Source organism: Thermoleptolyngbya sp. C42_A2020_037, assembly GCF_015272455.1.
In the GTDB taxonomy this organism is placed as follows: domain Bacteria; phylum Cyanobacteriota; class Cyanobacteriia; order Elainellales; family Elainellaceae; genus Thermoleptolyngbya.
In genome coordinates this window covers 1-18,982 of record NZ_JACYLP010000007.1, presented here as the reverse complement: position 1 = coordinate 18,982, position 18,982 = coordinate 1, and the positions used below count along the sequence as shown (strand labels likewise).

The 18,982-nt window shown below is 57.4% G+C and carries 14 protein-coding genes; 7 read left to right on the top strand and 7 right to left on the bottom strand.

Annotated elements, in window-relative coordinates; genetic code table 11:
- Positions 1-73 precede the first annotated feature (73 nt).
- The 3 genes from IGS16_RS01990 to IGS16_RS01980 all read left to right on the top strand — a co-directional run bounded on the left by IGS16_RS01990 (position 74) and on the right by IGS16_RS01980 (position 3,026).
- A complete protein-coding gene (locus IGS16_RS01990; protein ID WP_297082883.1) occupies positions 74-1,312 on the top strand; it encodes an acetate kinase in 1,239 nt (412 codons plus the stop codon).
- 213 nt (positions 1,313-1,525) lie between these two features.
- A complete protein-coding gene (apcD, locus tag IGS16_RS01985) occupies positions 1,526-2,011 on the top strand; it encodes an allophycocyanin subunit alpha-B (RefSeq protein WP_068507529.1) in 486 nt (161 codons plus the stop codon).
- A 409-nt stretch (positions 2,012-2,420) separates the two neighbouring features.
- Positions 2,421-3,026, top strand: a complete 606-nt coding sequence (locus IGS16_RS01980) for a hypothetical protein (RefSeq protein WP_297082881.1) — start codon at positions 2,421-2,423, stop codon at positions 3,024-3,026.
- Between the two features lie 466 nt (positions 3,027-3,492).
- On the opposite strand, the gene IGS16_RS01975 is transcribed toward IGS16_RS01980, so the two are convergent.
- A complete protein-coding gene (locus tag IGS16_RS01975; RefSeq protein ID WP_297082879.1) occupies positions 3,493-4,254 on the bottom strand; it encodes a peptidoglycan-binding protein in 762 nt (253 codons plus the stop codon).
- Between the two features lie 465 nt (positions 4,255-4,719).
- Here IGS16_RS01975 and IGS16_RS01970 point away from each other — a divergent pair, with 465 nt between their 5' ends.
- A complete protein-coding gene (locus IGS16_RS01970) occupies positions 4,720-6,750 on the top strand; it encodes an FAD-dependent oxidoreductase (protein ID WP_297082877.1) in 2,031 nt (676 codons plus the stop codon).
- Between the two features lie 22 nt (positions 6,751-6,772).
- Here the strand turns inward: IGS16_RS01970 and IGS16_RS01965 are convergent, their stop codons facing one another.
- The 4 genes from IGS16_RS01965 to IGS16_RS01950 form a co-directional block, all read right to left on the bottom strand.
- Positions 6,773-7,345 (bottom strand): Npun_F5749 family FMN-dependent PPOX-type flavoprotein, encoded by a 573-nt coding sequence (locus tag IGS16_RS01965; RefSeq protein ID WP_297082875.1) that lies wholly within the window; start codon positions 7,343-7,345, stop codon positions 6,773-6,775.
- A 93-nt stretch (positions 7,346-7,438) separates the two neighbouring features.
- Complete coding sequence (locus IGS16_RS01960) at positions 7,439-7,957, bottom strand: hypothetical protein (RefSeq protein ID WP_297082873.1); 519 nt, start codon at positions 7,955-7,957, stop codon at positions 7,439-7,441.
- A gap of 96 nt (positions 7,958-8,053) precedes the next feature.
- Entirely contained in the window at positions 8,054-9,685 is a 1,632-nt protein-coding gene (locus IGS16_RS01955; protein ID WP_297082871.1) for an ATP-binding protein, read from the bottom strand.
- 296 nt (positions 9,686-9,981) lie between these two features.
- Positions 9,982-11,484 (bottom strand): UDP-N-acetylmuramoyl-L-alanyl-D-glutamate--2,6-diaminopimelate ligase, encoded by a 1,503-nt coding sequence (locus IGS16_RS01950; RefSeq protein WP_297082870.1) that lies wholly within the window; start codon positions 11,482-11,484, stop codon positions 9,982-9,984.
- Between the two features lie 459 nt (positions 11,485-11,943).
- On the opposite strand from IGS16_RS01950, the gene IGS16_RS01945 reads away from it, so the two are divergent.
- Complete coding sequence (locus IGS16_RS01945; protein ID WP_297082868.1) at positions 11,944-13,551, top strand: hypothetical protein; 1,608 nt, start codon at positions 11,944-11,946, stop codon at positions 13,549-13,551.
- A gap of 141 nt (positions 13,552-13,692) precedes the next feature.
- Here the strand turns inward: IGS16_RS01945 and IGS16_RS01940 are convergent, their stop codons facing one another.
- Both IGS16_RS01940 and IGS16_RS01935 read right to left on the bottom strand, forming a co-directional pair.
- Positions 13,693-14,250, bottom strand: coding sequence for a YbaY family lipoprotein (locus tag IGS16_RS01940; protein ID WP_297082866.1), 558 nt, complete (start codon positions 14,248-14,250; stop codon positions 13,693-13,695).
- 206 nt (positions 14,251-14,456) lie between these two features.
- Complete coding sequence (locus IGS16_RS01935; protein WP_297082865.1) at positions 14,457-14,705, bottom strand: hypothetical protein; 249 nt, start codon at positions 14,703-14,705, stop codon at positions 14,457-14,459.
- Positions 14,706-15,316: 611 nt separating this feature from the next.
- On the opposite strand from IGS16_RS01935, the gene IGS16_RS01930 reads away from it, so the two are divergent.
- Positions 15,317-17,821: an ATP-dependent Clp protease ATP-binding subunit gene (locus IGS16_RS01930; RefSeq protein WP_297082863.1), complete on the top strand. Its 2,505-nt coding sequence runs from the start codon at positions 15,317-15,319 to the stop codon at positions 17,819-17,821.
- A 239-nt stretch (positions 17,822-18,060) separates the two neighbouring features.
- Positions 18,061-18,903, top strand: a complete 843-nt coding sequence (locus IGS16_RS01925; protein WP_297082861.1) for a tetratricopeptide repeat protein — start codon at positions 18,061-18,063, stop codon at positions 18,901-18,903.
- Positions 18,904-18,982: the final 79 nt, after the last annotated feature.

Below are 18,982 nucleotides of genomic sequence, written 5' to 3'. Positions count from 1 at the left end.
CTTGAGGTCTGGGCACTTTCCGGCAAACTGAAGGAAAGCGCTGTTGCCTCCTGTCCTCTCACTGCAAGTGGCTATGAAAATTTTGGTCATGAACGCTGGCTCCAGCAGCCAAAAGTCCTGCTTATACGAATTGCCGGAGGCCACGCTGCCAGAGCATCCGCCGGAGCCGCTGTGGGAAGCGCAAATCGACCTGACCCATGCCGAAGGCGTGGCAGAAATTAAGGTGAAAACGGCGGCAGGCGTGAAAAAAACGGAGAGTTATCCCACCTCGTCGCGGGTTGAGGCCACTCATCACCTGCTGGAAACCCTGTGGACAGGGGATACAAGAGTGATCGATCGCCCCGGTGAAATTGACATGGTGGGGCATCGCGTGGTGCATGGCGGCGAAGACTATCGCGCCAGTGTGTTTGTGACGGCGGACGTGAAAGCGGCGATCGCCCGTCTGGCCAAGTTTGCCCCCGTTCACAACCCAGTCAATCTGGAAGGGATTGAAACCCTAGAGCAAATTTTGGGCAGCAGCGTCCCCCAGGTTGCCGTGTTCGACACCGCCTTTCACAGCACCCTGCCGCCTGCGGCCTACGTCTATCCGGGGCCCTATGCATGGCTGGAGCAGGGCATCCGGCGCTACGGCTTTCACGGCACCAGTCATAGCTACTGCGCTCAGCGAGCAGCCCAACTGCTGGGGCGGCCGCTGACCGACCTGCGGCTGATGATTTGCCATTTGGGAAATGGGGCATCGCTCTCGGCAGTGCGCGGCGGGCAGTGCGTAGACACCACAATGGGCTTTACGCCGCTGGAGGGGCTGATGATGGGCAGCCGCTCTGGCTCTGTCGATCCGGGCATTTTGCTGTACCTGATTCGCGACCTAGGCTATACGCCCGATCAGGTGGACACCATGCTAAACCGGGAGTCGGGGCTGGAGGGCGTGTCGGGCGTGTCGAACGATATGCGGCTGGTGCTGGAGGCGATCGCCCAGGGCAACGAGCGGGCGAAGCTAGCAATCGATGTCTACATTCACCGCCTGCGGTCGCTCATGGGCAGTATGCTAGCGAGTCTGGGCGGGCTGGATGCGATTGTGTTCACGGCTGGTGTCGGCGAAAACGCGCCCAATATCTGGCAAGCCGCCTGCGAACCGTTCCAATTTGTGGGACTGCGGCTCGACCCTGCGAAGCTCAGCCGCAGCCCCGACGATCAGGACATTGCCGCTGCTGATTCCACGGTGCGCGTGCTGATTATCCACACTCAGGAAGATTGGGCGATCGCCCAGGACTGTTGGCATCTGTCGAAAACACTGGTCGGCGCAGAAAATTAACAATCCGGGTGTATTTGCTAACTTTCATTAAGCCCTTTAAGATTGATGCAGCAGAAGGAATTCTTGCGGGCACAGCCTGCAAGGAACCGTTCAAAACTTAAAAGCCTTGTTGCAAATGTATCGATCCAGTCTTTGATAGACTTTTCTTCAGTCCCCGCAACTCGTTACAATACAAACCGATATTCATCTTTGCTCTGACATCACCGCCATATTATGAGTGTAGTTAGCCAGGTCATCCTCAACGCCGACGACGAACTCCGCTACCCCAGCAGTGGAGAACTCAAGAGCATCAGCGAGTTCTTTCAAACCGGAGAACAGCGCGTGCGTATCGCCAACATCTTGGCGGAGAATGAGAAGAAAATTGTGCAAGAAGCCAGCAAACAACTCTGGCAAAAGCGCCCCGACTTTATCTCTCCGGGTGGCAATGCCTACGGCGATCGCCAGCGGGCCCTCTGCCTGCGCGACTACGGTTGGTATCTGCGCCTGATTACCTATGGCGTGCTGGCGGGCGACAAGCAACCTATCGAAAGCATCGGTCTGATCGGCGTGCGCGAAATGTACAACTCTCTAGGCGTTCCGGTTCCCGGCATGGTGGAGTCGATTCGCTGCCTCAAGCGGGCATCCCTGGCGCTGCTGAGCGACGAAGACGCTGCCGAAGCCGCTCCCTACTTCGACTACATCATCCAGGCCATGTCCTAGCTTTGCTTTCCAGTGGCGTGCGATCGAAGGCGTGCAATCGAAAAAGTTTAATATCAGCCTTTGTTCCCTGCGGCGGGCAGAAGTGTTGCACCAAGTAGCATTCCTGCACCTGCGGGGAACAGTTTTTTGGTAGCGAGATGGGGCGATCGCCCCCAAGGGATAATTTTGGATTTTGGATTGGCGATTTTGGATTGCAAATCCAGGCTAAGCGAGACTTACACCCCTTTTGCAGATAAGGGTTCGTGAGAAATTGACCTGGAACTCTTGAAGTTCATAAAGCTAAAAATCGTACAAGTGTTCACCACTTCTCGTCTTTTGGGGCATCATGATGAAGAGCGATCGCCCTCCCGGAACCCCGCGACTCGCGCCCAAAATCCAAAACCCAAAATCTAAAATCCCCCCATCCTCTATGCGTCTCGGCAAAGTCGTCAAATCCAACTCCCACTGCGACTACGTGGTTCAGGTAGATGACCGTATGGACGTGGACAACCCGCCGCAGGCCGACGACTACGGCTTTGGCAGTTTTGTAAAACTGGAGGAACCGGGCGATCGCCACTGGGCCGTCGGGCTGATCTACAACTCGCTGCTGATGAACCCGATGTTCATGAGCAACGGGCCGCGCCTGTCGAGCGAACCCGACCCGCTGTTTACGCCAGATTTAATCACCGAAACCCGCACGCTGCTGGGCGTGGTGCTGGTGGGCTGGATGGCGCAGGACAATGGGCAGCCCTACGGCATCCACGGCATTCCCCGCGTGGTCGTCCCCGTCAACACGCCCGTATCGGTCATGACCCAGGACGAAATTTACCGCTTTCACCTCAACCAAGCGGGTAGCCCCCAGTTTTGCTACTACAGCCACCTGCTGCGCTGCGGCGGCAACTTTGCGCCCGCCTTGACCCAGCAAACGCTGCAAGAACTGGTCGATAGCCGCCTTTTTTCTGGCCCAGACCAGCGAGCGCTAGAAATTCTCTGCCGAGAGCTATCTTGGAAAAGCACAATGGGCGCAATGCGTTAAAATTCAGCACGGCAACATTCAGCAGCCATCTCCGCTTCATTCTGAACCTGCGGCTGAACGGTCTTACGCATCAGCGTTACCCGGCAAACTCCACACCGTGATGTCGGTATTTACGGAGGGATAGAGAATTTTATGACACCCGTAATGTAACGCCCACAAAAAAATCCGACAGTCTCAAACTGAGTCTGCCGGATTATAGTGTGTTCCCTGTTGATGACTCGGCTAGAGTTGAGTCTCCTTAAGTATGCCGATGCAGCGAGAACTGAAGCGCGATCGCGATCATCTCTAGTTGTGATTTTTGTCACATGGCTTAGTGACGAGTCCGTTCGTTTTTCACCTGTAAAAATCGCTGCACAGCCGGACTGCACAGCGATCCTTTGGTGATTTGTATGGTTTCAGCTAAGGCAACCTGCCTGGCTGCACCTGCTAGAAAACATCCTGCGCTGCTAGCACAGCCACAGGCAACCTAGTCATAGACGACTCGCGCATCAAACCCTTCTCTCCGAAGCTGCTGATTCACAGCCGCAGCGGCGGAGTAATCGCGGAAGGAGCCTGCATTGATGAATGGCCCCCGCAGTGAGTCCGAGTCGCGGTAGGCATCGCGCACAAAGCGGCGCACCTGGAACAGTAGCTCATCGCTGCTCCCCGGTATGGCAACCCGGTAGGGGCCACCATAGTGGCCCGGAAACCCTGGGTCGGTCGGGCCGCCGATGTTAGCAGGCACCAGATACTCAGAGGCAATCCAGCCGCCCGTGCCCGCCAGCTCAACCCAGGTCAAACCACCGGAAAATTCTTGCCGTCCAGACAGGCGCACACGCACACCATCATCGATGCCTGCAACTACCTGCCCATTTGGGCGATTACGAACATTGACACCAATTCCGCTATTGGTGCGGACGATCGCCTCGCGCCCCAACCAGTTCCCCGGCGGAACGGGCTGCGACGGACCGCCAATGCCGCCACCCGACACGAGATAGCCCAGCCCCAGCGCCCGCAGCGTTTCGGGGCCTGCCTGTCCGTCTACCATCAATCCGTTTCGTCGTTGAAATGCGATCACTGCGTTTTCTGTTTCAAGACCGTATACACCGTCGGCGAAGATGCCCAGCGCCGACTGAATTGCGGCAACATCTGATCCTTGGCTGCCGAAGCTGTAGACTTGGGCTAGCGCTTCGCCGCCTGTGAGCAAGACGGAGGAGGCGATCGCCATCCCGGCCACCTTCCACAGCATCGAGTGGGTTACTTGACGAACTTGGGCTTGGCGAGCTTGAATTTGTCCGGCAATATTTGAGCCTGACCTGAAAGATTTAAGAGCGGAAAGCGTCTGGAGAAAAACGTTAGGCTTCATAGGGGAGTTGCTCATTCGTGACTACAAAATTTAGCGGCTGTAGATTTTTTATCAGGAGATCCTTGCTAAAACTGACAACCGTTCAGGACACACCTCGATCTCAACGCGACCTGAGTAGAAAGTCCAACCTCTGCGGACGCAAACTTGCACCAGAGCAGAGAAAAAATACCAGACAATCTTGAGGGGCTAAATGTGCCGATACTTCTAGATTTAGCTACACTGTGAACCGAATGGATTTCGGAACCCTAAAAAGAGGACAGGTGGGCTAAAAGTGAAGATGCCACAAACCAAGCTCCGCCGCAGTCAGAGGAGCATTATTTCTACTAGCATATCATTCGGGTTTCGAGCATGAAACGGTTTTTCTTCTCTCGTCGTTTAGCATGGATTATTCCCGTTGCAAGCCTGCTGGCTGGGGCTAGTTCTGCTGTACTAGTCAGCACAATTGAGCAATATACTCAGGCCGAAACGACCGATGGAAAACTATCCGCAGCAGAGCCTTCTTTTGCCCAAGACTCTGCGCCGGATGCTGAAACAGTCAACCCCAATGATGGAGCAGAAAATGCTCAAACCCTGAATTCTTCTAAGCAATCTGACCCCACAGAAATCGGATCGGACAACTCTTTTTTGCTGCCCAATGGTCGCCCAAGTTTGTCGCCACTCCCGGCACCAGCCGAAACTTGGGAATGTGAAGTCGCAGTGGTGGGCGGGTCCTTGGGTGGGGTGGCGGCTGCTTCTCACGCCATGCGGACGGGCGCGAAGACCTGCCTGATCGAGCTAACGCCGTGGATGGGCGGACAAATTAGCTCCCAGGGGGTGTCTGCGGTAGACGAGTCCAGAAACATGCTGGAGCGGAATAACTTTTCGCCCAGCTGGCAGAGTTTCAAGGACTTTATCTTGCAGCAGCCCGTTACGCTGCCTGCCTGGACAGGGATTACCGCGCCCCTCACGGTAGCCCAGATCAATAGCTGCTGGGTTGGGCGGCTGTGTTTTCCGCCACAGGTGGGGGCTGTGGTATCGCAGGAATGGCTCAAGCGGGCGGCGCAATATTCCACAGGCAGCAAGTGGAGCGCGTTTACCGCCTTCAAGGGTGCAGAGTTTGACGAAACGGGACGGTTTATTACCGCGATTTATGCCGTGCGGCGATCGCCCCGGGAATCTGGCTATGTGCCCCAGGGCCGCCCGTCGGTGGAGCTAGCCACCTGGTATGCCTGGGAAGACGATGCCACCTTCCGCAAAACCCCAATCCGGCTCCAGCCGCCACCCGGCAAGCGGATGATCGTGATCGATGCAACAGACACAGGCGAAGTGGTGGGCTGGGCCAAGGTGCCTCTGCGCGTCGGCTCTGACTCGCGCAACACCACTGGCGAAGTCAATGCCGCTGATTTCGACAATCCAGAATGCACCCAGGCCTTTACCTTCCCCTTTGCAATGGGCATCCGCGCCGATGGCGGCCAGAGCATCAAGACCCTGGAATATGTCCAGTCGTTTTATCCTCGCGCCGAGCATATGCGGGTCTACACGCTAGAAGGCGTGCCGATGTTTCACGGGCGCAGCTTTTTCAACTATCGGCGGATCGTCAGCCTGAATCGCAGCGACCCCTTCTTTGGCAGCCCTGTCCTCAACGACATTACGCTGGTCAACTGGACCCAGGGCAACGACTGGAACTGGATGAATCCGCCGCTAATCCTGACCCCCGAAAAGCTCATGCAAACCGGGCAATATCAAAACTGGATGGGCGGCGTGTCGCTGCGGTCTATGCGCCATGCAGAAAATCATGCGCTTATGTTTGCCCATTGGCTCCTGGAGCAGCCGCCCGATCCAGCGCTGCCGTTGGCCTACTTGGCAGGGGCCGATTCCCCAATGGGGACGGTTTCTGGGTTAAGCATGTTGCCCTACATTCGCGAGGGGCGGCGAATCCTGGGGCGATCGGCCTACGGACAGACGGAGTTTATGCTGCGCGAGGCTGACCTTCGGGAAGACATGGAGGGACGGGACTTTCGGGCGACTGCGGTAGGTGTGACCCATTACGATATTGACATTCACGGCTGTCGCTATCGCAACTGGGAGCCGACGGGCGAGGCCGTCAAAGCCTCGGTGAAAGAATATTACATTCGCCCGGTGCAGATTCCCCTCGAAAGCCTGATTCCGCAGGGCGTGGAGAATCTGCTGGTAGGCGGAAAGGCGATCGCCGCCACGCATATTGCCACGGCCATGACTCGCATTCACCACGGCGAATGGACCATTGGCTCGGCCGCAGGTGTTACGGCCGGCTGGCTGGTCAATCAACCCGATTTGCAGCCTGCCCAGATCGTCCCCCAGGGAAAAATGCCGCAACTGCAACAATACATGATTGAGCAGGGCTTGCGGCTGGATTGGTAAACGCCGTTATTCAGGGGAGCGGCTAGGGGTTGACCGATTCCATCTGCCAGCCCTCGCTTGTTTCAAAATAGCGATCGCGGCTTTGGGGGTCGCCCCGCAGTTGCAGATGATCCACTTCGACGGGAGCCAGCAACAACAGGCAAAAGGTCGGCAGCGGCGCGGCGGGGTCAGGCGGTGGCGGCGAAAACTCGGCCACGGGGCGGCGCGGCTGGGCGGGATGGGGCCAGGCGAATTGCAGGCGGGCTGCATCCGAGAGGGCTTGCCACTGCTGCTGGCGGGCGTGTTGCAAACCCTCATCAGGATGATTTTCATCAATCAGCATCAGCCGTCCCAGCAAGCGAAATTGTTCGCGGCTTTTGGGAAAATACCAGCAGACCTCGCCCCAGGACTGGTGGGCAATCTGCTCTGGCTTGGCGCTGCGCGTGTCGGTGATGAACTTGAGCTGGTCAGCAGGTTCCAGAAATCCGCGAAAGACCACCGTGCGATTGGCGGGGCGACCGTCTGGCCGCACCGTGGCCAACTGCACATAGCGGGCATAGATGAGCGAACGATTGAGATGCAGAGCGCGAGAGAGGGGCGATCGCCAAGGAGCCATTGGGTTTAAGGTTCAAGAACGCGATGGAGGGATAGCGCACCTAGCCTAGCTTAGCCCTCCAACACCCCAACCTCCTCCTGCTGCCCTCGAACCCTACTCCCGAATCGTCAGCGTGTAGTTAAACTGCTCCCCAGAAACATTGGAGCCGACCCACACACGGTAAGTTCCGCCGGCCCAATCTGTTCCCGACAGCGTGGCATTGGGGGCGCGGTTGTTGCCGCTGGCGCAGCGGACGACGTTGCCGGGCCCCTGCACAACCAGCGTAGAAACGGCGCGGTTGCTATTGACTTGCAGCGTCAGAGCAGAAAAGTTGCCCTGGAGCGTGATCAGGTGATCTGGAGTAGATGACCCAAAGCCAAGGCAGAGGTTGCCGTCTTTGTCGCGGTTGGCGACGATGCCCGGAAGGGAACTGCTGCCGCCCGTTTGTCCGCGCAGAGTCCCTGCATCTGCGCTAAAGCCAGGGGCCAGCGTCGCGGAGCCAAAGTTTGCGGTCTGGGCGATCGCCCCCACGCCCGTCAGCAGCACTGCACCCAGAACCAGCAGCCCAGTCCATCGGGGCGATCGCCCGCCAGATGGGAGTTTCAAGCTAGAAAATCGGAGTTTCGTCACCATGGCCGGATCTCAAAAGCTAGGGTCTGGCAGTATAGACGGACACAAAGCAGAGGGGTTCCCGATTCCTTCTCAAATTTGATTGACAGCTATTAACAGCTATCGATAAACCGGGAGCAACACATTAAAAGTAGATCCCTCACCGGGCTTACTTTTCACAGAAATCGAACCGCCGCACTTGAGCAAAAGCTGCTGCACAATAGACAGGCCCAGCCCCGCACCGCCAGAGTCCTCGCCGCTGCCCGCCTGCCGCACCCGATAGAAGCGGTCAAAGATTTTGGGAATGTCGGCGGCAGCAATGCCAATGCCCGTATCGCGCACTTCAATTTGCACATAGTCGCCTTGCAGCTTTGCCAACACCCACACTCGACCGCCCTTTTGGGTGAATTTGATGCCGTTGTGCAGCAGGTTAATCAAAATTTGCCGCAGCCAGGGAACCGTACAGGATACAGCGGGTAAATCCTGCGGAATCGTGTAAGCAAGCAAAATGCCCTTTTCCTGGGCGAGGGGCTGGTACGTGCTGACGATGCCCGGAACCACATCCGACAGGCGCAGCGGTTGCGTCACCGCTGTATCGTCCATATTTTCCAGTTGCACCAGCTCTAGAACACTGGTAATTAGCGAACTCTGGCGATCGCACTCGTGGGTCAGCATATCCATATAGCGCTGGCGCTGCGGCGGCTTCAGGCTGGGGGAATTGAGCAAGCTCAGCGCAGTTTTCATCGTGGCCAGCGGCGTTCGCAGTTCTTGCCCGACGGTTTTCAAAAACTCGTCCTTCAGGCGAATCGCATTTTGCAGTTCCTCATTCTCCATTTGCAGCCCGGTAGCGATTTCTGCCTGTCGCCGATAAATCGCGGTGCTGTGCCACATTTCTTCTTGAATTTGCAGTTGCTTGGCCAGCAGTTGCCCGACAATGCGGGTATTCGGTGTAATGCTGGCAGCCGTTAGCACCCACTCCTCCCAGTGCGCCACTAGGGACTCCAAATCAGCCCGAACCGCCTCAGGAGCCTCGGCAGGGGCGATCGCCTGATGAATGCCCTCCAGCACCCGGCAAATCGTGTCCGATTCAAACGTATAAATCGCCAGCAGCGGATGTCGCCGCTCTATGTCTTCATCAGAGTTGGGGGATAACTCTTCGAGCCAAAGCAGCCGCTCCGGCGGGCTACTATCTGGCTTGGACAGGCGCACCGAGCGCGGCCGATGGGCCAGGATCAGCCCGCAAAACTCCTCCGTCATCACTAGCAGCAGATACTCCCGCTTGAACTGGCTCTCGGTGCCCAGCGGCAGGGCAATCCGCTGAGACTGGGCCGCTACGTTCAGCGAGGTCGGTTGCGGCTGATGCGTCAAAACTGGAGAATCCGCAGCGGGGCTGTCTACCAAGCTCGCCAGTTCGGCAGCCGTCAGATCAGACACCTGATCCAGGTGCGACAGTTGCCCAGAAGATGACGACGTTGCAGCCTCTGCCAAATCACCCTGGCTATTGCCGAGGGTATAGAGCGTGTAGGGTGCGGTCGCCGCTGTGCAATAGCGAGTAATTTCTGACTCCCAGGTGTCGCCCTTGGGAAACTTGAGCCAGAGCGTTGCGGGCAAATGCTCTTCGATCAGCAGATCGAGAATCGCCGTCAGCATCGACTTGAACGTCGTGGGGCTGACCTGGAGCGGATGCAAGGGGCGCTCAGAACTGAGGGCCAGTTCGTAGAGCGAAGCTTCGGAGGAGCGTGGCGATTTCATGGGGGTGAAATTCTATGGGGTAAGCACTAGATGCATTGGAGCATCTCCAACCAGATCGGAGCCATCTCCAACCAGAGCGGAGCAGCAGCGCCCCACAGTCTAAATTCCCTGACGTTGAATCAGTCAATTGCGAATAAGTCAATGGCTCTGGCTAATTTCCAGTTTATTAAAGAAAAGGCTCATGATCAGGAGTATGGGGGTTGGGACATGGCTTGGCGACCCTCTTGCGTTAGATTTTTAGGGCTAGATCTGAGGCTGAATTTTGGGGCTGAATTTTTCGGGCTGGATTTTCGGGGCTAGGCAGGACTGAGAGACAGTCGCTCCAGCAGCGCCGCGCGGGCCTGTTCGCGGTCGTCAAAGTGAACTTTTTCCGTACCGAGAATCTGGTAATCTTCGTGGCCTTTGCCTGCAATTAGCACGCCGTCACCGGGCTGCGCCTCCAGGATGGCCTTGCGGATGGCGGCGGCGCGATCGCCCATCACCGTTGGATTGACGCTGGCCGGAATGCCCGCCACCACGTCTTGCAAGATCCGCTCTGGGTCTTCGGTGCGGGGATTGTCCGAGGTGACCACGACCCAATCGGCCAGTTCCGCAGCGATCGCCCCCATTTTGGGCCGCTTGGTGCGATCGCGATCGCCGCCGCAGCCAAACACGCAGATCATCCGCCCTTGGATAAACGGGCGCGACGCTTTCAGCAAGTTCTCTAAACTATCGGGCGTGTGGGCATAGTCCACAATCACGCTGATATCCTGGCTGGGCGACACCTGCACCTGCTCGACGCGGCCAGGCACGCCAGGGAAAGTGGAAAGGGACTGGGCGATCGCCTCCAAACTCAAGCCCAGATGCAGCCCCGCGCCCACCGCCGCCAGCAGATTTGCCAGGTTAAACTGGCCCACCAGCGGCGAGGCAAACGGCACGTCGCCCAGCGGCGTATGCAGCACGCCCCGCACGCCCGCAGGCTCATACACCAGATCGCTCGTCCACAGATCTGCACTAGAATCTTGCGTGCTATAGGTCCATACCGACTGACCCGCCAGCCCCGCCGCCAGCCGCTTGCCGTAGGGGTCGTCTAGATTCACCACGGCCCGCCCGTGCAGATAGCCAGGGCTAAACAGCAGCGCCTTGCTGGAGAAATAGTCCTCCATGTCTTTGTGATAGTCGAGGTGATCTTGCGTCAGGTTGGTAAACACCGCCACCTCAAAGGGGCACTCCAACACGCGCCCCTGGGCCAGCGCATGAGAACTTACCTCCATCACGGCGTATTCTGACCCAGCGGCTCTGGCCTCGGCCAGTTGTCCCTGAAGCTCTAGCGCAAAGGGCGTGGTGTGCAGCGCGGTTTGCTGATGCCCCCGCCAGCGAGTGTAGAGCGTGCCCAGCAGCGCCACGGGCAGGTGCGCCTGCGCCAAAAAATGCTCAATCAGGTGGGTGGTGGTGGTTTTGCCGTTGGTGCCCGTCACGCCCACCAGCTTCATCGCCCGCGCCGGATAGCCGTAGAACGCTGCCGCCAGCCGCGCCGAAGCCTGCGCCACGTTGGATACCGGAATGATGCAGTCGTCGGCGGTCGGGGGTTTCTTTTGCACGGCGCTTTCGGACACCACAGCGGCGATCGCCCCTGCCGCCAGCGCACTCTGCCAAAATTCGCCCCCGTCCACCCGTGTTCCCGGCATCCCAATGAACAGATCACCAGGCTTGCAGGCGTGGGAGTTGGTCGCTAGCCCGGTCACTTCGCGTTCCAGTGCGCCATGTTCCGGCAGGTGCAAGTCTTCCGGCAGCGCCCGCAGCAGTTCCACCAACTTCATTCCGTTAACCCTCCCAAACGGCATGTCTGCAATTTCTGCGTACTCGTTTTTGCTGATTATTTCTGCTTATTTGAAAGTGTAAAGGCTGATCACGCCTGCGGAACGCTTTTCTCAAGTTGGGGCCGAGCCAGACGGCTTGAGGCAGGCTACTCCACGGCGGCTTTGAGATTCCCTTGAGGGTTCGATTCGAGATTGGGGCTGGGTGGCAATGCAGGGTTTGCTCAGGGTTCTAGCCCAGCGCTCAGCCTAAACTCAGGCTAAATTGTGAAGTCTTTGCGGGTGTGAACAGACTTTTTAAAAATTGGATGGCAGATTGATTGAAGTGCGGACATGATGCAACGGTCTAAAACCATGCTGGGAACGCTGGCAACCAGCTACAAACCAGTTAAAACCAGTTACGAACCCGTTTTGAACCCATTTTGAACCCATTTTGAAAATCATTCAGGCAAGCATTCGCGGATGAGTAATGACAAGCAATGGTGGGCTGCGGGAGCCAATCAGCTCAACCGCTGGCTGGTGCAAAACCAACTGCGATCGCTCGATGAGGCCTATCGCGGCGCGCTGCAAATTCAGGAGCTAGAAAATCAATACTTTGGGGGCGATCGCATCGCCTTTCGCGCCGACCTCAGCAAGACGGTTTTTGATTATGTCAAAACAAAGCGCGATCGCCAACTGCTGCGCGTGCGGGCAAATCTGGCTCGATTTCGCCTGACCAGCTTTTTGCAAAACGCCGATGCTGCCTCCGAAACCTCTGCGCCAACGGCTCAGGAACAGCAAATTTTAGAAAAATTGGGCTTCATCGAGCTGGTCGTCGGCAAATATCGCGATCTGGACGACGCGCTGGATCAGATGGTGGCAGAGGCAGAGAGCGCTCCGACGGCTGATGCGACCCTTGCTGCTCCAGGGTTCGACAAGCTGCCCAAAGACCTGCGAACCAACCCCAGCAAAGCCCTCAGCCCCAAGCCACTGATCCCCACGCGCTCTGGCGGAATGAACGGCTCCGACTCAATCCTGAATCGGCTGTCCTCTATTGGCAAGGAACTGGGCAAAGAGCTAAGCCCCCTGTCGGAGCAGGAAGTCGTCACCGAGCTACGCCTGCGCCGCAAGCAAAACCGCATCGCCTTGCGCTGGCTGGCAGTCCTGCTGCTAATGCCTCTGCTGACGCAGATTTTGGTGAAAAACCTGGTCTTCGAGCCGCTGTTTGGCAGCTACAGCGATCGCCATCCTTCTGCGGTCGAACTCAGCACCGAAATCGAAGAGGAGTTTCTTGCCGAATTCAGCGAATATCGAGAAGCCCTAGAAATTCAGCGCCTGCTGAAGAACTATCAGCCGCCCGCCGCAGAACCCTCGCAGGGCAGCTTTTGGCAGCGCAAACGCTCCTTTTTTAACCAGGCGATTGAAAATAAAACCCTGACGCGCTCTTCTGTCGGCCTGTTGGCTGTCTCCCCCGATAGCCTGCCGACCGAGGCGGCCCCCCTGCTGGATGGGCGATCGCCCGGCATAGCTCCAGGGCCCAGCATGGCTCCAGGCATGGCCCACAGCGGCCCATCGCGCGGCATCATCGTGACAACTGACCTACCCGACTTGCCCGAATTCCGCACCGATATCGAGGAGGAAGCCCGCGAATATGAACTGGCGCTGCAAGAAAAAGCCGTCGAGCTATGGCGCGAAGCCCGTGAAAAGCAGCTTGACGGACTGAAAAACGTGTTGGCCGATCTAACCTCGGTTTTGATGCTGGTGGCGCTGGTCTACTTTGGGCGCGATCGCCTCCGACTATTAGGCAACTTTACCAACCGCACCTTCCTCGCCCTCAGCGACCCTGCGAAAGTGTTCCTGTTTATTCTGGTGACGGATATTTTCGTCGGGTTCCACTCTGCTGAGGGCTGGGAAGTCGTCCTCGAAGGCGTGTTTCGTCACTTTGGGCTGCCCGAAAGCAAAGTCTTTATCAACGGCTTTATCGCCACAGTGCCCGTGTTTATTGATTCCTGCATCAAGTTCTGGATCTTCTCCTACCTGACGCGCTACTCGCCCTCGGCTTCGGCAATCTACGAGCGGATGAACACGTAGGGAAGAAGGAAGAAGGAAGAACGAAGAGGGAAGAAGGAAGAAGGAAGAAGGAAGAACGAAGAGGGAAGAAGTTTCGGTTTTCGTTCTTCGATTTTCGATTTTCGTTCTTCGTTTTTCCCTTTTCCCTTTTCCCTTTTCCCCTCACCTCACTGGCTCTACCCGCACTTCGACCCGACTCGGATTGCCCCCGGTGATGACGGGATAGGTCTGGGGACTGGTCAGGGCGATCGCCCCGTTGATCAGAACGCGGGCGCGAACGGCATAGCGGTGATTGTCCTGAATCAGCGCTGGGTCGTAGAGAATTTCAAAATTCAGCGGCATCTGTCGCCCGTTGGTGCGAATCGTCTGCTCTGCTAGCACCACGGTAGATGCACTGGCCCGTGTCAGATCCAGCAGTTGCACGCTAAGCATGGTATTGGGTGGGAGAGCGCTGCGCTGGAGCGAGACGACCGCGCCGCTGACGGAGGCCTGGGCCTGGGGGTCGTCGGGGGGCAGATCGGGCGGTAGATCGAGTGACGATTCTGACGGCAATTCTGGTGTGGCATCCAGCGTAGTCTCTGGGAAAACCTCTGGAGCCGGGGTTTGGGCGATTCGCGAAACGATCCCTGCGGGAATCGCCTCCGTCCCGACCAGCAGGCCAAGCAGCAGAGGAACTAGGGAAAATCCAACTTGCGGTGGCATCACAGGCATATTGCTCATAGCGCACACTTTAAGGGGGCTTTGGGTTGGCATAGTCTATGAAAGATCGACCCAGCCAGTCAAGCTCAGGCCCTGCCCCGATGTTAATTCTCCTGGCCGGAGCTACGAATGAAATTGCGGACAGCCCTGCAGGCGCTTTGCTGGCAATCCAAAATCGCAAATCCAAAATCGCAAATCCAAAATCCAGAATCGATCTGATTGCTGTCCTAGCAGGCGGGGCTAACCGCAGACGCGCTGGGTGCAGCAGGCACAGACGCAGGCATGGGTTGCAGGTTGTAGCCCACTAGGGGTACACCTTTGCAAAAGATCCCCAGACGAGGGCGCATTTCAAACGCTGCCTCTGTTCCGGCGTTGAATTCCGCCTCGGTGAGCAGCATCAGCCCATTGGCGCTGGGAATGAGTTGGACGGGGGTTTTGCGAGAGCGCGAAACCAGTAGATGGGTGGGTTGGAACATGATGAGAACCTCAAAAAAGATGGGAGACAAAGACGTTAGAAAAAAATCAGCGGATTAGGACTTGAAGTTGTCGAGCGTTAGACCACGTCTTGGGCGATCGCAACTCGCGAATGAATAGTGAATGAATAATAGTATCCAGCCCTAGCCCAGGCATGACGAGGGTTTTGCAGGTGTGGAATGTTGCCCAAATTGGATGGGTTTCCCGCAGACCGAACCCAGACCGTACCGCGCCACGGACGGTCTACCGCACCCGATTTCTATCCAAAGGGAGGTTTTACGCCCCCTCTCAACTCAGTACGATTTGCAAGGTTGAATAGTTCCAAAAGAGTCCTAAATATTCCAACTCTTGGAATATTTCTGTGCATCGCGCCGTGTATCGCGCCGTGCATTGCGTTTCAGGGCAAGCAACGCCTTAACCCCTACTCCTCCGGGTAGATACGGTTATCCTCCCTGCTATCGAGGCGGGAATGCGGATACATTGGAGCTACGGAGTACATAAAAATTCATAGGCACCAGTATTGGGACTGCATGAACCGCTGAATACTCGCGGCATGTGCTTCTGACGGGGAGCCAGTTGGCAAACCGGGCAAACCTCATTCAAGGTTCTGAGGATGTTTGAGTATTTCACTGAAAAAGCGATTGCTGTGGTAATGGCAGCCCAGGAAGAAGCTCGTCGGCTGGGACACAACTTCGTTGGCACAGAGCAAATCCTGCTGGGGCTATTGCTAGTCAAAGACCACATTGCAGCCGAGGTGCTGACCAATCTGGGCGTGACCGTGGAGGCCGCCCGCCAGGAGGTCGAAAATATCATTGGGCGCGGGTCTGGCTTTGTGCCACCCGAAATTCCCTTTACCCCCAAGTCAAAACGGGTGTTTGAGCAAGCGTTCCAGGAGTCTCGCCGCCTCGACCAGCGCCATGTGGGGACTGAGCATCTGCTGCTGAGCCTAGCCCAGGAACAGGAAAGTGTCGCTGCGAAGGTTCTAGAAAACCTGGGTGTCAATTTAGATCAATTGCGGACGATGGTGATTCGGGCTGTGGGCGAAGTAGCCGAGGTACCCGTGGGCAGCACTGCCAAGCGCAGCAGCCGCAACAGCCGCAAGCCCAAAATGTTGCAAGAGTTTGGCACCAACCTGACGGAGCTAGCTGCCGAGGGCAAGCTCGACCCAGTGGTCGGCCGCCACAAAGAAGTGGAGCGCGTGGTGCAAATTCTCGGTCGCCGCACCAAAAATAACCCTGTGCTAATCGGGGAGCCGGGCGTGGGCAAAACGGCGATTGCCGAAGGGCTGGCCCAGCGCATCGTGAATCAGGACGTGCCTGACCTGCTACTAGAGCGCCAAGTGATTAGCCTCGACATGGGCACGCTGCTGGCAGGAACCCGCTTCCGGGGTGATTTTGAAGAACGCCTCAAGCAAATCATGCAGGAGGTGCGCGAGGCAGGAAACGTCATCCTGGTGATCGATGAAATTCATACCCTGGTGGGCGCAGGTTCCCTGGAGGGCGGGATGGACGCGGCTAACCTGCTGAAGCCAGCCCTGGCAAGGGGCGAGTTGCAGTGCATCGGAGCCACCACGCTGGACGAATATCGTAAGCACATTGAGCGGGATGCTGCGCTGGAACGCCGCTTTCAGCCCGTTATGGTGGAACCGCCGACGGTGCTGGAGACTGTAGAAATTCTGCGGGGTCTGCGCCAGCGCTATGAGCAGCACCATAACTTGCTGATTTCGGACGAAGCGCTGGCCGCAGCAGCCACCCTGAGCGATCGCTACATTACCGACCGCTTCCTGCCGGACAAAGCCATCGACTTGATCGACGAGGCTGGCTCTCGTGTGCGCTTCCGCCATTCGGCCCAGGCTCCTACGCGGGCGCTCAAGCAAGAATTGCGCCGCGTCCTTGCTGAGAAAAACGCCGCCGTGCAGCAGCAGGATTTTAACAAGGCTACTCAACTGCGCGATCGCCAGCGCGAACTAGAAGCGCAGATCAGGGGTCAGGGGTCAGGCATCAGGGATCAGGCTGTGGGGATGATTGAACCGTCTTCTTCCCCGGTTTCTCCCGATCTCGCCCCTGCGCCGACGGTCACCGCCGAAGACATCGCCCAGGTCGTCGAATCCTGGACGGGGGTTCCGGTAAACAAGCTGACGGAATCGGAATCCATCTCGCTGCTGCATCTGGAGGAACGGCTGCACGAGCGAGTCATTGGGCAAGATGAGGCCGTGAAGGCCGCAGCCCGTGCCATTCGGCGATCGCGCGTGGGGCTGAAGGATCTGGATCGGCCCATTGCCAGCCTGTTCTTCTCTGGGCCGACGGGCGTGGGCAAGACGGAGCTAACCAAGGCGCTGGCGGCGGCTATCTTTGGGTCGGAGGAGGCGATGATCCGGCTGGATATGTCGGAATTTATGGAGCCGCATACGGTGTCAAAGCTAGTCGGCTCTCCTCCTGGATATGTGGGCTACGACGAAGGCGGTCAACTGACCGAAGCCGTCCGCCGCAAGCCCTACACGGTGGTGCTGTTCGATGAAATCGAAAAGGCCCATCCTGATGTGTTTAACATCTTGCTGCAACTGCTGGAAGACGGTCGCCTGACCGATTCCAAAGGGCGCACGGTCAGCTTTAAGAACACGCTGATCATCTTCACCTCCAACATCGGCTCCCGCGCTATTCAAAAAGGCGGCAGCGGGCTGGGCTTTGAACTGGGCGAAAGCGACTCGCAATATACCCGGATGCGCGATCGCATCAACGACGAGCTAAAGCAGTCCTTCCGTCCTGAGTTGCTGAACCGATTGGATGAAATCATCGCCTTCCGCCCGCTAACTCGCGACGAGGTGACGCAGGTAGCCGACTTGATGATCCGTGAGGTGAATCAGCGCCTTAGCGAACAGGGCATGGCGCTCATCGTCACCGATGCTGTGAAAGAGCGGCTGCTGGCGGAGGGGTATGACCCCGCCTACGGAGCGCGACCCATGCGCCGAGCCGTCACTCGCTTGCTAGAAGACGCGCTGGCAGAGGGAATGTTGACGGGCGAAATCCGCACAGGCGACACCGCTATCGTCGATCTGGACGATGATGGGCAGATCCACGTTCGCCGCCAGGATGTGCCGGTGCTGCAATCCGTCAATTGAGTCAATTAAAGGGCATTGCTTCCGCAGGGCTGACTCAACTTGTCGCCTCTTATGCGGGAGCAATCGTCCGGAATATTGACCGCGAGGAGCGTAAGCACTGAAACGATGAGGTCTGGCTTTGGCGATTTATTTTGGCGATTTGTCGAGTCATCGTCTAAGCTATGCTCAGTATTTAACGATAGTGCTGGAATTAAACCTTGCTAAAGCTGAAATTGATTGTGTTGAAGCGTTTTCCTCTCTTGGCTCTGCCGTTGGCGTTGGGCGCAGGCTTTTGGGCGCGTCCGGCGATCGCTCAGGCGTTGATTCCCCATGTGCCCCAGTTGGACTATGCCCGGATGGAGCAGCAAGGGCTAAGTCTGGCCCAGGAGGCGGCGCAACTCGCGCAGTTTCAGCAGTATGAACTGGCGCTGATTCGGGCGCAGTTGGCGACGCAGCTCGTGCCCCAGAATGGGCAGGTGTGGGCGCTGCTGGGCAGTCTGTATCTGCAAGTGGGTCAGGGCGACAAGGCGATCGCCCCCCTACTCAAGGCCGAATCGCTCAGCCGGGAAGACCCGGCGATTTTGTTTGCCCTGGGCACGGCCTATTTCCGCGCCGAGAACTATGCCCGCTCCGCCGAATACCTGCGAAAAGGACTGGCACTTAAGGACGACGAACCCGGTGCCTGGTTTGACCTGGGCAATGCCTACTACATGCAAAAGCGCTACGCCGACGCAATCGAGAGCTACGAAAAGTCGGTCGAGCTTCAGGAAGATTTTTGGCCGTCCATCAACAACATCGGGCTGGTGCTGTATGAAATGGGCGACATCGACGGGGCGCTAGAAAAATGGCGCGAGGCGATCGCCATCGACGGAACGCAAGCCGAGCCGCAGCTAGCAGTGGCCGTGGCGCTGTTTGTGCAGGGCAAGCAGGAAGAAGCGCTGGCGATGGGCGAAGCCGCCCTCAACCTGGACGATCGCTATGCCGAGATCGACTTTTTGCGAGAAAACCTGTGGGGCGATCGCCTGATTGAGCAAACCCGACGATTCCTCCAGCTTCCCCGGATGCGCGAGACGCTGGCGCAGATTCGGCAGTCGGGTGGTTAGGGGCGAGGGAGGGGGGAAAGAGGAAAGAACGAAGAGAGAAGAACGAAGAGAGAAGAACGAAGAGAGAAGAACGAAGAGA

What these genes read in the sequence shown, in the direction of transcription:
- apcD (WP_068507529.1), top strand. Translation starts at nt 1,526, where the DNA reads ATGAGTGTAGTTAGCCAGGTCATCCTCAACGCCGACGACGAACTCCGC.
- IGS16_RS01935 (WP_297082865.1), bottom strand. Translation starts at nt 14,705, where the DNA reads ATGTTCCAACCCACCCATCTACTGGTTTCGCGCTCTCGCAAAACCCCC.
- IGS16_RS01970 (WP_297082877.1), top strand. Translation starts at nt 4,720, where the DNA reads ATGAAACGGTTTTTCTTCTCTCGTCGTTTAGCATGGATTATTCCCGTT.
- IGS16_RS01930 (WP_297082863.1), top strand. Translation starts at nt 15,317, where the DNA reads ATGTTTGAGTATTTCACTGAAAAAGCGATTGCTGTGGTAATGGCAGCC.
- IGS16_RS01965 (WP_297082875.1), bottom strand. Translation starts at nt 7,345, where the DNA reads ATGGCTCCTTGGCGATCGCCCCTCTCTCGCGCTCTGCATCTCAATCGT.
- IGS16_RS01940 (WP_297082866.1), bottom strand. Translation starts at nt 14,250, where the DNA reads ATGAGCAATATGCCTGTGATGCCACCGCAAGTTGGATTTTCCCTAGTT.
- IGS16_RS01950 (WP_297082870.1), bottom strand. Translation starts at nt 11,484, where the DNA reads ATGAAGTTGGTGGAACTGCTGCGGGCGCTGCCGGAAGACTTGCACCTG.
- IGS16_RS01960 (WP_297082873.1), bottom strand. Translation starts at nt 7,957, where the DNA reads ATGGTGACGAAACTCCGATTTTCTAGCTTGAAACTCCCATCTGGCGGG.
- IGS16_RS01990 (WP_297082883.1), top strand. Translation starts at nt 74, where the DNA reads ATGAAAATTTTGGTCATGAACGCTGGCTCCAGCAGCCAAAAGTCCTGC.
- IGS16_RS01980 (WP_297082881.1), top strand. Translation starts at nt 2,421, where the DNA reads ATGCGTCTCGGCAAAGTCGTCAAATCCAACTCCCACTGCGACTACGTG.
- IGS16_RS01975 (WP_297082879.1), bottom strand. Translation starts at nt 4,254, where the DNA reads ATGCTGTGGAAGGTGGCCGGGATGGCGATCGCCTCCTCCGTCTTGCTC.
- IGS16_RS01955 (WP_297082871.1), bottom strand. Translation starts at nt 9,685, where the DNA reads ATGAAATCGCCACGCTCCTCCGAAGCTTCGCTCTACGAACTGGCCCTC.
- IGS16_RS01945 (WP_297082868.1), top strand. Translation starts at nt 11,944, where the DNA reads ATGAGTAATGACAAGCAATGGTGGGCTGCGGGAGCCAATCAGCTCAAC.